Below are 13816 nucleotides of genomic sequence, written 5' to 3' on the forward strand. Positions count from 1 at the left end.
CATCGCGCCCCCACAGGGTGCTTAATGGGCGTACTAAGCGCCCTACGGGACGCAGTACGATAAACCTACCTATCGCCTTTTAGCCCACAAGGGGCATAAAAAGGCAAAAGAAAGGAGTCAAAAATGAGTAAACCAAAATCATCCATAAATTTTAAGCAAATGCTGTTTTCAGCTTTTTGGCATAATGCAAGAGAGGGATTTCAATCAAAAACTGTTTTTACTGAATTTACGCCCTTAAACGACTGCGATTTAACCGCCACCGAAGCCCGAAAAAAGGCGAACCAGCTCAAAAAAAATGCAATTTCAAACTATGAAGCAAAATTTAATCAAAAATTTCAAGGGAAAGATGAAAACATTTTTTGGGAGTGTGTTCTAAATTTATCGAGCAAAAACACCCTCAAAGATGTCGAAAAAGTTGCAGATTTAGTTTCAAAAAAACTAGGCTATACCCCCATTCAAATGGCAATTCACAGGGACGAGGGGCATTATGAAAACGGTGAATTTATCCCAAATTTGCACGCCCACATCTGCTTTTTTGTATTAGATGAAAATGGCAGAAATTTAGCAAGAAAAAATTATCGAAATCGAAAACTAATGTCTGAAATTCAGACCGAAGTTGCCGAAATTCTCGGACTCGAACGGGGCGAAATCGGCTCGAAAAATAAACGTTTAGAACACAGAGAATACAAACGTATGAAACAAGCTTTAAAGCCCCTTGAAAACGAGATTAAAGCCCTAAAAACAGAATTAAAACGACTACAAAATCGCCCAAAAATTCTGCATAATTATAAAGAAGAGTTATCAAAAATCGAATATGAATTAACTGAAAATGATAAAAATTGGAGAAATTTGTTTGCCTACGGTTGCAGTGTTGGTAACTCCGACCTGTATAAAGCCCACATTGAGCGGATAAAAGGCAAAATTGAGCAGTTGAAACTCAAAAAAACTGAAATTCAAGATAAAATCAAAAAACAAGAACTCGAAGAAGCAACCGAAAAACACGATAAATTCGAACAAAAAATCGAAAACATAACGTCAAATAAGGCTCAAAACGTCCTAAAATCGGCTATTTGGGGCAGTTTCAAGACGGCTATTAATGAAATGAAAAAAGAGGGGGTTGATTACCACTATTATACTAAAGTTTCAGACACTCTAAATTCAAAACTCGAAATGCTTTCAAACGTCGATATATTGGGCTTGAGCGAGAAAGAACTCGATAAATTTGTATCCAAAATAACGGATATTGAAGCAATTAAAACTAACGTTCTGATGACGTTGGGAGACGAATTTTCCCAAAAAAAATGGAACGATAACCCCCTTGAACACGCCCTAAAATCGAGCCTCTGGAACTCAATATTCATTTTGGGTGCAGTGGCTCAGGGGGTTTCGGGGTTGTTATCTCGAATCTCAAAAGAGCATAAACGAGCAAAAAACGAGCTTTTAGATGAAATCCACGACCTCAAAGCCCAAAAAGTCGAGAAATCGAATAAAAACGATGAAATTTTAAAAGCCAAAGTCGATAAACTTGCGTCCGAAAACTCAATGTATAAAATTTCAACTTTGAATTTATTAAACGAAAACAGCGAGTTAAAAGCCCAAAACAAGGAGTTAAAATCAAATTCACTCCCTCAAAATTCAACTGAACTCGAAACTGAAAACGAAAAATTAAAAAACAGGGTAAAAATTGTGGAAATTCACTCCCAAAAAATGACATTAAAAGCCCACGTGGCGGGGGTTCGAGAGCAATTGAGGGAAGCTGGCGCCCAACGCGAACACTATGCTCATCTCGAACAACTAAATAAAGACTGTGTCGAAAAAATTGAAAGTCTGAAAAATAAAGATGTAGACCTAAATTTGTTGAAAGACGCTTACGACCTCATTCCTAGCTGGATTGACGCAAAATCAATCTTGAATTCGCCAACAGTCAAAGCCGAAATCGAAAAAAAACGCCAACAACAACTAAAAAACAATCAAAATTCAAAGGGTTTTGGTTTTAAAATGTAAAATTATCAACTGCTTGTCCCCCCGCTAGAATGGGGGCTAGACAGTGTTTCAACCCCCACCACTTGATATATTATTATAAGTTTATAATAAAAGCAGTTGCGGCTGGTCGCAACTGTTGGGGTGGTTAGGGGGCGGCTCAGAAATGAGAGCGAGAGTTTGCGCGCGAAGCGCGAATAACACGAGTGACTCATTTCCAGCCCCCTAGCTATGTCCATAAAATACTTACTCCTTTTTATTGCATTTATATATTTATTCATTCAATAAATTATTTTACTTTTCTGTAAATTTGGAAAAATAAAAATTTTACGTTATAATAATGTCAGTTTTAAAAGGTATATAGATTATACGAATTTAAGCTTAAAACCTTAAACAACTTAAAATTAAGTCGTTTTTTGTTTAAGTTTCACGGATTTATGACCTTTCTGACTCATTTTAACACTGTTTTTTTAAGATTTTTAGTCACCCTTAAAAAATAGCTGACTAAAAAGCACGAAATGCCGATATATCGAGATTTGGTGGCACTTTTGAGATTGCCTCTAACCACCACTTCCTATAAAATATCCCCATCTCATCGCTTTTTACAAATCTTATTAGAGCCGCTAAAATGGTTTTTTGTCCTTGAATTTAGCTGATATTTAAATTTATATTTGTTTATTTCGATATAAATGAATTTTTTTAAATTTTATTGAAATTTAAGACTAAATGGGACTACATTTGGGACTAAAAACAATCTTAAGTTTTACTCGCCTTTTAGCTTCTTTTTATCATTAAGCAACTTATTTAATAGTGGCGATTTAAACTCTTTATTATCAAATTTAGCCTGTGGTATAATCTCATCTTTTAAACTCTTTAATATTCCATTTTCATCATTTAATATAAAATGGTTTGTATTAGCATTTTTCTTAGCCTTATTTAATCGTTTTTGAAAGTTTTTTACAGTTTTATCATCGCTCATATAATCAATCATTTTACTATTATCAAGCCAATCAACAAAAGCTCCATCTGTAAATAATCCACTTTTTAAATCATAGACTTTTTTTGTTGATGGTTCTAAGATTAGATTGTTTTTACTTATGCCTATGATAGGTTTTATTTTGCCGTTCTTAACTGTTAAATAAATATTTTGAGGGACTGATTTAGTTCCATCTGTTGTTTTATAACTTAAAGGTTCTATAGGCTGATTAAATAAACTTTTATACTCATCATATTCAAAAAGTTCTTGTGGTTTGATTAACTCATCTTTTAATAAGTTTGTTTTATCTTCACTAGTAAGCTTTTTTATGGAGTGCTTTATGCCTAAGTCTTTTCTAGCACCACCTATTTTTTCTCCAAAGTCATCTATTTTTTCTATTTTTGTATCATTTGTCGATGGCGTTTTATCAAATTTAATCTTTTGTGGTATAATGCTATTATTAGGGTTAGATGGAGTAGCCTTTCCATCTGTAAAAGTAGCAGAGGGTGCTGTCTTGCTACTTACCCTATCTTTTGTATTATCAAAAGCAGTTACAACCCAGTTATTATTCGCAACTTTTTTACCATTTTTATTCCAACCTTTATTAATACCGACAATATAACCATCAAATTCTATATTATAGCCACCATCCCATTTAGTAGATAATTTGCCTTTATTTATAATATCATTGAAAATTTTAGGTGTAATTTCTGGATGTTTATCGATAATATGAGCCAACCCAAATCCTTTATGAGTTTTAGCATCTGTTATCTCGCCCCAAACCAAATCAATATCGCCTAAGTTCTCTTTACTAAACGCTCCTGCAACTTGTCCTTGTTTCTCATTTAGTAGTTTTTTAATAGCACTTATTCCATCGTGGTAAAACTCAGCGTAATTAGTGCCAAATTCTTTTATAGGATTGATGTTAAACTCTGTTTGAATTTTGCTTCTAATATGCGAAATATTAGATTTTATTAATGGTGATGATGATTGAATGTCTTTATAACCACTTCTTAATCTTTCTAAAATCTTTACTTCATTAGGTTTTAAGCTTTTAGGAATCATACCGGCAGGCGTTCTTTTGTTGTTTTTAGATATAGTTTGTGGTATAATTTCACTATCAGGGTGTAGGACTCTCTGAGCGGTGGGCTTATAACCCTCAAATGCAAGACTTTCACTAGTTTTAGTGTCTGCTACACTCTGAAACAACTTACTATCATTTACATTACCTTTCATTTTTCGCATTGTTTTAAATGCTAATTCATTATTGCCTTTTTGCACCTCTTCAACAATGATATAGTGTCCGTTTATTTGCTTTGCACTGATAATAGCTGTGTTATTTTGTTTGGTTTTTCCTATGCGAATTTTATCAGGGTTTTCTACCAAATCTCTATATTTGGCAATATCTTCAAAAGTAATAACATCTTGACCTCTTAAAACTTCACTCTCTTTTCCGTGATTTTTAAGAGTATGTTTTATCTCATCTGGATTAATTGTGCGCCTAACATCATCAGGGTATTTAAATCCTAACTCTTTAGCTTGTGCTACATCTAGTTTGTCAACTGCTATTTTACGGTTATTATCTATGCTCCATTTTAACAAATCGGCATTTAGGTTATCTTTGCCTACTAAAAACATATCTCGCCCTGTTTGCGGACTACTTAGTATACTAGATGTTATCTCATCAAATTTAGTCTTTTGTGGTATAATTTCATCAGTTTGGTAGCCCAAGCCTTGATTATCAAGTTTGTTACCTTGCTGGGTGAAAGTTTGGATAATACCAGCGTCTTTTTCTTTACTTACTTTTTCAAGCCTTTTTACTATCAAAGCATAATCAAGTCTATTGTTGTTATAAAAAAATGTTGGATTTTCCTTTATCTCTTTTATTAGTCTAAATACATCACTAGGTTTTGAAAACATCTCAGGGTGCTTATTAGCTAAATACTCTAAATCAGCACTAATTTCATCTGTTGTTAGCTTTGATAAAGCTCTAATGTTTGGACTTACATCAAATTTTACATTATAATCACTCATAGGCTTAGAATTATCTACTTTCATCACAAAGCCATCGCCGTTTATCTCATCTGATTTAGTCTTTTGTGGTATAATATCGTTAGCAATAGGCGAATAGCTAATTTTGTTTAGCTCAGGGTTATTACCCAGCGTCTTCGCCCCTTGAGGGAAGCGTGAGGAGTGGACGCCCTCACCGCCTATTGTCTCTCTCATCTCTTTATTAAAAGCTTTTTGATTAACGTGTTTTATGTAGTTTTCATCGCTTTTAGGTTCTATAACCATATCTTTCATAAAACTTTTTTTATTTGTAGGTTCTATTTTCATAGCTTTTGCAAAATAATATGTTCCATCACTTTGTTTTCTTATGATATTTGGTATACCATCAAGCACATCTTCAATAGCTTGTTTAACCTCTCTACGGCTTTTAAACATTCCATCTAATTTATGATGAGTAAAAAGATAATTAAGACTTGCAGTTATTGGATTTTCGTTTATATCTATATTGTTTTTAAGATATTCTCCTAACTCAAATTTAACCTTATCAGTAAAAATCATCTTGCCATCTTTTTTCATCACAAAGCCATCGCCGTTTATCTCATCTGATTTAACTTTTAAAGTTCCATCGTTGTTTAAATGATTTTGTAAAATTTTAGATTTAAATGTTGGCTTAGTTGCTACTTGTGCTATCTCATCTAATGTGCTTTGTTTGGTTATATCAGCTTTAGTGTTTTGGTTAATTTCATCAGCCTTAATTACATCGCTGACTTCATCTATATCTTTCGTAGTATTTTTAAACTCTTTTTCTAAATTTGATATTTCAGATTTAAAATTCTTTAATGCCTCTTTGGTAGGAGTGTCAAGATTTTCGGTTGAAATTTTAGATATATTTAATACCGCTTCTTCCATATTCTTTGAGTTTTTAAGACCAGCAAGTAATGCGTGTTTTAAAGCAAATAAATACTAGCCAAAGACAAAACACTTGCACTTTTCTCTACTATCATTCGCACCACAAGTATGCAAACACAAAAAATAAACGTATAAAATTTAAGTTAAAAGGCTCAAATTTGAGCCTTTGTATTATCTAACTCTTGATAAATATGGGGTTTCAGAGTGCATATCCATCTCGTTTTGCTCTCTGAATTTTAAAAATTCATCTTCATTTAGCTTTTTGATATTTGCTATAGTCATCTTAAGTGGCGCGATACCAGAAAACGGATCTGTATCGCCAGCATTTGCAAGTTCGTTTCCATCTGCTTCACTATAGTGAAACGTCGTAAATATCGTCCCTTCGCGCAAATCATTATTTATGCGAAGTTTTGCTGCTATTTTTCCTCGTTTGTTTTGCACTAGCGCATAACAACCATCTTCAAGCTCTCTTTCTCTAGCTATATCTGGGCTTACTTCTATCAAAGCGCCATCTATACCAGCACCATACTCTAAAGCCGGGCATTCTCTAGTCATAGTTCCAGTGTGATAGTGGTAAACCTTGCGTCCAGTAGTAAACAAACAAGGATAAATTTCATCAGGAATTTCACTTAGCGTTCCACTACCTAAAGGATACTCATCTGGCATTTTAGTCCTTGCTCTAAATTCTTTTTCTATCTCTTTTCGCTTTGTCTTATCATCTGTATAGACCACAGGAACGAGCCTGAATTTAGTATCTGGAAGCATTGATTTTTTATCAGCATAAAGAACTGGAGTTCCAGGATGCTCTTCATCAGGGCATGGCCAACTAATCCCGCCAAGTTTATCAAGCCTGTAGTAGCTAATACCACCAAAAAATTTAGGCATAAGCTCTCTAATCTCATTCCAAATTTGTTCAGCATTTCCAAAGTTAAAGCCATCAAGTCCCATGCGATTTGCGATATTACAAACCACTTTCCAGTCTGGCTCAACGCCACCAACTGGCTTGCTAGCCATTCTTGTTCGTTGAACTCTTCTTGAAGTGTTGATAAACGTTCCATCCTTTTCGCCCCAACCAGCCGCAGGTAAGACAACATCAGCTTTTTGTGCGCTTTCTGTTAAAAACAAATCCTGCACAATAAAACAATCAAGCTTATGCACAGAGTGGATAAAATGTTGGGTCCATGGATCACTCATAACCGGATTTTCGCCAAAAACATATAAAAGTTTTAATTCACCACTATCCATTTTATCTGGAGCTTGGGTTAGTTTTATACCTGGAGTTGGATTTAACTCGAAGTGCCATACTTTTCTAGCTTGATTTCTAGCATATGGGCTATCAACTGCTCCAGCTGGAGTGCAGTTTGGTAACGCGCCCATATCGCATGCGCCTTGGACGTTGTTTTGCCCACGCAACGGATTTACTCCAGCACCTTTTTTGCCTAAATTTCCAGTAAGAATAGCTAAATTTGATAAAGAAAACACATTTGAAGTTCCATCAGTAAACTGAGTTATCCCCATTGTATAGCAAATAGCAGCCGCATTCGCCTTAGCATACATTCTAGCAGCTTGGATAATCAACTCTTTTTTCAAACCAGTGTCGGCTTCAAATTTTTCAGGCGTATACTCTTTAACCGCTTCTTTTAGGTATTCATATCCATGCGAATGGTTTGCGATAAACTCGTTATCTTGTAAATTTTCGCTTATTATCACATTCATGATTGTATTTAGTGTCTTAATGTTTGCACCAACTGGAATTTGAAGGTAGATATCAGCTTTTTTAGCCATATCTGTGCATTTTGGATCTACAACTATCATCTTAGCGCCACGTTCAAGTCCACGCTGCATCTGCATAGCGATTATAGGATGACATTCGCTTGTATTTGTTCCGATTAAGAAAAACACATCTGTATCGGTTGCAAACTCAACTAAATCATTTGTCATCGTTCCGTTTCCTAAAGTGTTGGCAAGACCTGCCACTGTCGGAGCGTGTCAAAGACGAGCACAGTGATCTACGTTGTTACTTCCTAATGCACGAAAAAATTTTTGAAAAGTGTAGTTATCTTCGTTATTTGATCTAGCAGAACTAAATCCCATTATCGCATTTGAGCCATGTTTTTGAACTATGTCTTTAAATTTATTAGCTACAAAATCATAAGCCTCATCAAAACTAACTTCTACTAAAGTGCCATTTTTATCATAAACACCATCTTTTTTTCTAATCATCGGTTTTGTGATACGTTTTTTAGAATTTACAAATTCCCAGCCAAACATTCCTTTTAAGCAAAGCTCCCCATCATTTACATGATGATGTAAAGTAGGCTTTGCATCTACGATTCTGCCATCTTGCACGTATAAGTCTATACCACAGCCCGTTCCGCAGTATGGGCAAGTGGTTTTTACAACTGATTGCATCTATTATCATCCCCTTTCGTCGACTAATTTTGATATTAGAAATTATAGCACCGGAAAAATAAATTTAATTTTAAAATTAATATTTTTCTTTAAAATAATTTTAATATTTATAGATATTTTTGCTATTTTAACGCTTTTTTTATATTATACTTTATTAAAATTTATATTTAATGTAACTAAATACAAAACTAAATAATTAATACTTTAAATTTTATTTAAAGTTATCAAGATAAAATAAAATTTTAAAATTAGTTTAGGAAATTAAATTTGAAAACATCTCGTTTAGGACTACTTGAAATTGAAGTTGTAGATAAGTTAGATGAGATTGAAATTTCTAAATTTAATCACGAATTTTTAAAAAAAGGAAATATCCTTTATAGCGATGAGATAAAAATCATAGTTTTTAAAAGCGGTTTGGCAAAACTTTCATTTTTTGAAGATGGAGAGGAGTTTATCATCTATCATCTTTCCAAAAACAACATAACCATACTTGATGAAACATGCGCGATAGAAATCCTAGAAGATAGCGAAATTTACTCTATGAAAATCGAGTCGTTAGATGAGCTGTTTAAAAATGCCAAATTTAGTAACGCCTACTTTAAAACGCTGACAAACATCGTCGTAGTGCAACGCCAAATCATAAAATCAATACTTTTTGAAAATGCAAAAGGCAGAATCGCAAGCTTTTTAATAGAACTTGCAAATGAGCAAAATTTAAATCAAAATGGTTATAAATACATCTTTTTGCCATTTTCATTAAAGGTGCTTTCATCGTTTGTCGGGCTTAAAAGACAAAGCGCTTCAACTGCATTTAACGAGCTTATAAAAGATGGAATCCTTCGTAAAATCACACAACATGAGTTTTTAATCATAGATTATAAAAAGCTTGAAAGTTATAAAAACTAAAATTTAAAGTATGATATGGTTAAAAAAGCTAAATTTATGCAAGCTTTAGTAAATTTATCTAAATTCAAAGTAAAAATTACTATAAAAATAACTTCAAAAGCCTAAAAAATAAATTTGCAAAAAATGCAATTAGGGTTAAACTACTCTAATTGCATTTAAAATAAAACTTAAGCGTTTTTTTTCATATCAAATTTGTTAGCCATAAAGCCGACTAGCCCTACAAAAAATAAACCTCCAACTATATTTCCAAGAGTAACAGGAAGCAAATTTTTCCATAAGAAATTTCCCCAAGTTAGCTCTTTTAAGCCATCAACACTTACATGAAGCATTTTTGCTACCGCATCTAAATCTCCACCAGCTGCAGCTATATAGTGAGCTTTAGCGATGATTGCTTCTGTGATTATAAACATATTTGCCACACAGTGCTCCATAGAACAAGCCACAAACGCACCTATCATCCACATAATCGCAAAAAATTTACCAGATAAATTGCTCTCTGAAGTCGCAGTCCAGATAGACATACATACAAAAACATTACAAAATATACCTCGTATAAAAAGTTCATGAAACGGATCAGTAACTTTAACAATACCCGATGGAACGAAATGTTTTAATATATAAGCATCAAATTTAAAAGGCAATCCAGAGTAATAATACATATAAGCAATCAACGCGCCACCTATAAAGTTACAAACCCAAACCACAACCCAATAAGCTATAGTTTTTTCTATCCCAACTTTACCATCATATGCACTAACACCTGAAAGAACAGAGCTTGTAAAAAGATGCCCACCATAAAACACAACCATCATCAAACCACAACTAAACGTAATGCCACCTATAAAATTTGCCATACCGATTGACTGTTTTTCAGCCATTCCTACAGTAGAATGCGCCCAAAATATATCTCCCATCGCTATAGCAGCTCCTGCCATAATGGCTAGAAAAACAACACTCATCATAGGAGTGTGCGCCTTATGCTCCATTGAACCCGATATCGCCTCGGCGGTTTGTGCAGGATTTAACATTTTATTTCCTTTCTTTTACCTTAGTTGAGCCTTGCTCAACAAATAAATTTCATCTAAATTTACAAATAAAATGAAATTTATACCCAAAGCTTTTGTGCTAACGCGCAAAGCCAACACTTAAACTCTTTTAATCTTTTAAATTCATATAGATTTTTATCTTAAAAATCCTTTCTAAGCACAAGATATCCTTCATGAAAATTTAGCAAAGCATCTTTTAGCTTACACTCGCAAAGACCGGGCAAAAGCTTAGCTGCATGCTCTGGAAAAATTTCAATCTCAAAATACTTGCTTAAATTTCCTATTTTAAATTTAACATAATCGTTGGAATGCTTAATCATCATTTCATACTCATCATCACTGATTTCTAAAACCTTTTGGCTAAAATCAATCGTACCTACTCCATGTCCAACGCAAGTTGAAAAAAGCTTGATATCTTTAAGCACTTTTGGCATATCTTTGTTTGTATCAACGTGCCTTTTGGTGAGTTTAAAAACGTGTATCATTTTGTTTATCCCAAATTTCTTTTTGTGTATCAATACTAAATTCATCAGTCGCTTTTATATATTTTAGATATATTTCATTATGTAAAATCGCCATACACTCAGCATATCGAGGATCGTCTTCTTTGTGAATTGCTTCTATAAGAGCATTTTTAGTAAGTAAAGCATCTTTTATATCTTTTGAACTTTTAATGGCTTTTATGTATTTTTCAAAAAGCACTCTGCCAAATACATAGCTCATAAGCCTCTTAGACTCAGCTTGCAAATCTCGCTCAAAGAGTATATTTCCTATGATTGATTGCTTTACTTGTGGAGCTAGGGTTGTATCATTATCATAGCTATGCTCTTTTAGTTTTTGATCTATTATGCCAAGAGCCATTCCAAGCCCATAAATCACACTTGCTGGGTGTGGTGGGCAACCAGGGATAAAAACATCAACAGGGATAATTTTATCCACCCCACCCCATACACTATAAGCATCATAAAAAATACCTCCACTACTTCCACAAGCACCAAATGCAACTACTATCTTTGGATCTGGAGTGGCTTCATAGGCCCGTAAAAGCGGATAATACATCTGTCTTGTAACTGGACCGGAGCAGATTAGTATATCAGCATGGCGTGGATTTGCAACAAGTTTAAACCCAAAACGCTCTGGATCCCACATCGGAGTAATAGCAGCAAAGATTTCAATCTCACAGCCATTACAACTTCCACAATCAATTCTATAAACGCTAAAACTTCTTTTGATATTTTTTAGATGCTCAAGCTTAGCTGTTAAGTCATTTGCCGAGCTTATATCTTTAGGAACTTGATAAATACTCATTTCATACCCTTTTCTTCGCCTCTTGTGATGCGTTTAACACTATTTGCTTTTTTGCACTCTGGACATATATAAAGATACTCTTTTGCCTCTTCGAGCCTATCTGGAAGTAAATTTGCACTGCTAAGTTTTTCAAAAGTATAATTTATGAGCCGTTTAGATACAAAAGGTTTGCCACAGCATTTACATTTTTGTATCTCTAGCTCACCTTTTTGAATCAACGCACTTTTATCAAATTTAACAGCTAGTTCAAAACTATCACTTAGCTTAACAGCTCTTGTTGGACAAACCTCATCACAACGCCCACAAAATATACAACGAGCACAATCAAAACGCCAGATAAGCTTATCTTTACTCTCATTCATCTTCACTTCAATCGCATTGCTTGGACATGCCACTCCGCACGCTGCACAACCTATGCAAAGCTCATAAGTATATGTTGGTTGCCCACGGAAATTTTCTTGCACTTTATAAGGCTCAAACGGATATGCGTACGTTGCTTTTCCATACTTTTGTGTTATATCAAACAACTTCATCATATTAAATCCTTCTTATCTACTTTGCCGTTTTGACAAAATTTTTTAAGCTCTTTTTCGCTTAAAACCCTGCTTTTCTTGCTTCTTATATCGACAACTGTTATACGCTCAGTGCATGAATAACAAGGATCAAGAGAGCAGACTATAAGTGCAGCATCTGAGATATTATTTCCTCGAAACTGATAACGCAGACTTGGCCAGTTATTATACGTAGCTGCTCTACATCTCCAACGATAAACCTTTTGTGCGCTCCCTTGCATTATCCAGTGTACATTTTCGCCTCGTGGCGCTTCATCATGTCCAAGAGCAAAATTTTCAGGTTTTATCATAGTTTTTGGATCTATCATAATAGGAGTTTGAGGCATAAGCTCAAGACATTGACGAATGATAGAAATAGAACTTTTAAGCTCCTTATATCTAACCATCTCCCTACTAAATACATCGCACCCATGCTCAACCGCTACTTTAAATTCAATCTTTTTAAAAAAGTCATATGGATGGTCATATCTGTTATCTCGCTTAAATCCACTAGCTCTCATATTTGGTCCAACTGGGCTAAAATCGCGCGCTATTTGTCTATCTAAAATTCCAACACCTTTCCAACGCTCAATCTGACGCTTATCCTCCATAACCGCATCCCAAATTTCAGTTATTTGATTTTCAAGGTTGTTAATTATCTGGATTGATTTTTTAATCTCATTATTTGTCATATCGCGTCTTAACCCGCCCATTACAACATTTCCATAAGTCTTTCTACCGCCAGTTACAAGTTGAGCCAACTCCATCGAGTATTCACGAACTCTAAATATATGCATAAACGCATTGTAATTACCAGTAACTTCACAAGCCAAACCGATATTTAAAAGATGGCTATGAAGACGCTCAATCTCAAGGCAAATAACTCTAATAGCTTGTGCGCGAAGTGGAATTTCAAGCCTGATTGCCTTTTCGGCCGCTTCAATACAAGCAATCGCGTGAGCATAACCACAAATTCCGCAAACTCGTTCAGCCAAATATCCCATTTGATCATAATTCATTCTATTCTCAGCAAGTTTTTCCATGCCACGATGCTGATAAAACAGCCTATAATCAGCATCTATAATCTCATCACCATCACAAAATAACCTAAAATGCCCTGGCTCATCGCTCGTAACATGCAAAGGTCCAAGCGGTACATCAACCACACCATCTCCGCTAGGGAACAAAAACTGTGCATCTGGCTCATTTTCATGAGTAACTGGGTCTGGTCTATATCTATAATCCATCGCATCTTTTCTAAGTGGGTATAATCCATCTGGCCAATCATCAGCTAAAACCAAACGCCTCTTATCAGGCAAGCCCTCAGCTACTAAACCAAACATATCAAAAGCTTCTCTTTCATACCAAATACAAGCAGGAACCAAAGGCGTAACAGATGGAAATGTTGGGTCATTTGCTGGTATAAGAGTTTTAACGCTTATAAAACACTTGTCTTCACTAGCAAAATCATCATCCACACTCATTTTTGAACCTTCCATAGAAAGTGCATAATAAAGTGCATAGTTTCCATTTAGCGCTCTCTCATCATTTGGTATCATTGTAGATATAAAACCGCCTATATCATAATAAAGCGTTTTTACTGCAAGTGGCAAATCGCCTCTATCAACCAGAACTGTTATTTGATCATCTGTTTGTCTAGTAACTTCAAGTACTTTTACTTTAGTTTTTAAAATTTCAACAAATTTATCTCCACGCAT

9 protein-coding genes are annotated in these 13816 nt (G+C 34.6%); 2 read left to right on the top strand and 7 right to left on the bottom strand.

Annotated features, from left to right (window positions below; translation table 11 throughout):
- Positions 1-123 precede the first annotated feature (123 nt).
- Entirely contained in the window at positions 124-2004 is a 1881-nt protein-coding gene (locus CGEO_RS08395; RefSeq protein WP_172658132.1) for a hypothetical protein, read from the top strand.
- 739 nt (positions 2005-2743) lie between these two features.
- Here CGEO_RS08395 and CGEO_RS08400 read toward each other — a convergent pair.
- Together CGEO_RS08400 and CGEO_RS08405 are read right to left on the bottom strand one after the other, a co-directional pair.
- Positions 2744-5875 carry a PBECR3 domain-containing polyvalent protein gene (locus tag CGEO_RS08400; RefSeq protein WP_075540239.1) on the bottom strand — a complete coding sequence of 1044 codons (3132 nt, stop codon included), beginning with the start codon at positions 5873-5875 and terminating at the stop codon, positions 2744-2746.
- A gap of 171 nt (positions 5876-6046) precedes the next feature.
- The gene (locus CGEO_RS08405; protein WP_254062600.1) at positions 6047-8287 is read right to left on the bottom strand and encodes a molybdopterin oxidoreductase family protein; all 2241 of its coding nucleotides are present in this window, start codon (positions 8285-8287) and stop codon (positions 6047-6049) included.
- 267 nt (positions 8288-8554) lie between these two features.
- Here CGEO_RS08405 and CGEO_RS08415 point away from each other — a divergent pair, with 267 nt between their 5' ends.
- Positions 8555-9193, top strand: a complete 639-nt coding sequence (locus tag CGEO_RS08415; protein ID WP_075540236.1) for a Crp/Fnr family transcriptional regulator — start codon at positions 8555-8557, stop codon at positions 9191-9193.
- A gap of 167 nt (positions 9194-9360) precedes the next feature.
- Here CGEO_RS08415 and CGEO_RS08420 read toward each other — a convergent pair whose 3' ends face one another.
- The 5 genes from CGEO_RS08420 to CGEO_RS08440 all read right to left on the bottom strand — a co-directional run bounded on the left by CGEO_RS08420 (position 9361) and on the right by CGEO_RS08440 (position 13816).
- Entirely contained in the window at positions 9361-10221 is an 861-nt protein-coding gene (locus CGEO_RS08420; protein WP_075540235.1) for a formate/nitrite transporter family protein, read from the bottom strand.
- A gap of 158 nt (positions 10222-10379) precedes the next feature.
- A complete protein-coding gene (locus CGEO_RS08425; RefSeq protein ID WP_075540254.1) occupies positions 10380-10724 on the bottom strand; it encodes a formate hydrogenlyase maturation HycH family protein in 345 nt (114 codons plus the stop codon).
- On the bottom strand, positions 10708-11547 hold the full coding sequence (locus tag CGEO_RS08430) for an NADH-quinone oxidoreductase subunit B family protein (protein WP_075540234.1): 840 nt from the start codon (positions 11545-11547) through the stop codon (positions 10708-10710). Before CGEO_RS08430 ends, CGEO_RS08425 begins: the two co-directional genes overlap by 17 nt.
- Positions 11544-12083 (bottom strand): formate hydrogenlyase complex iron-sulfur subunit, encoded by a 540-nt coding sequence (locus tag CGEO_RS08435; RefSeq protein ID WP_075540233.1) that lies wholly within the window; start codon positions 12081-12083, stop codon positions 11544-11546. The genes CGEO_RS08430 and CGEO_RS08435 overlap by 4 nt, the downstream gene beginning before the upstream one ends.
- Positions 12080-13816, bottom strand: a complete 1737-nt coding sequence (locus CGEO_RS08440; RefSeq protein ID WP_075540232.1) for a hydrogenase large subunit — start codon at positions 13814-13816, stop codon at positions 12080-12082. The genes CGEO_RS08435 and CGEO_RS08440 overlap by 4 nt, the downstream gene beginning before the upstream one ends.

The sequence above is a fragment of the Campylobacter geochelonis genome, from assembly GCF_013201685.1.
Taxonomy (GTDB): Bacteria; Campylobacterota; Campylobacteria; order Campylobacterales; family Campylobacteraceae; genus Campylobacter_B; species Campylobacter_B geochelonis.

Bases quoted from the DNA above. Each gene is read 5' to 3' on its own strand.
- CGEO_RS08395 (WP_172658132.1), top strand. From the start codon at position 124: ATGAGTAAACCAAAATCATCCATAAATTTTAAGCAAATGCTGTTTTCA.
- CGEO_RS08400 (WP_075540239.1), bottom strand. From the start codon at position 5,875: ATGGAAGAAGCGGTATTAAATATATCTAAAATTTCAACCGAAAATCTT.
- CGEO_RS08420 (WP_075540235.1), bottom strand. From the start codon at position 10,221: ATGTTAAATCCTGCACAAACCGCCGAGGCGATATCGGGTTCAATGGAG.
- CGEO_RS08425 (WP_075540254.1), bottom strand. From the start codon at position 10,724: ATGATACACGTTTTTAAACTCACCAAAAGGCACGTTGATACAAACAAA.
- CGEO_RS08430 (WP_075540234.1), bottom strand. From the start codon at position 11,547: ATGAGTATTTATCAAGTTCCTAAAGATATAAGCTCGGCAAATGACTTA.
- CGEO_RS08435 (WP_075540233.1), bottom strand. From the start codon at position 12,083: ATGATGAAGTTGTTTGATATAACACAAAAGTATGGAAAAGCAACGTAC.
- CGEO_RS08440 (WP_075540232.1), bottom strand. From the start codon at position 13,816: ATGCGTGGAGATAAATTTGTTGAAATTTTAAAAACTAAAGTAAAAGTA.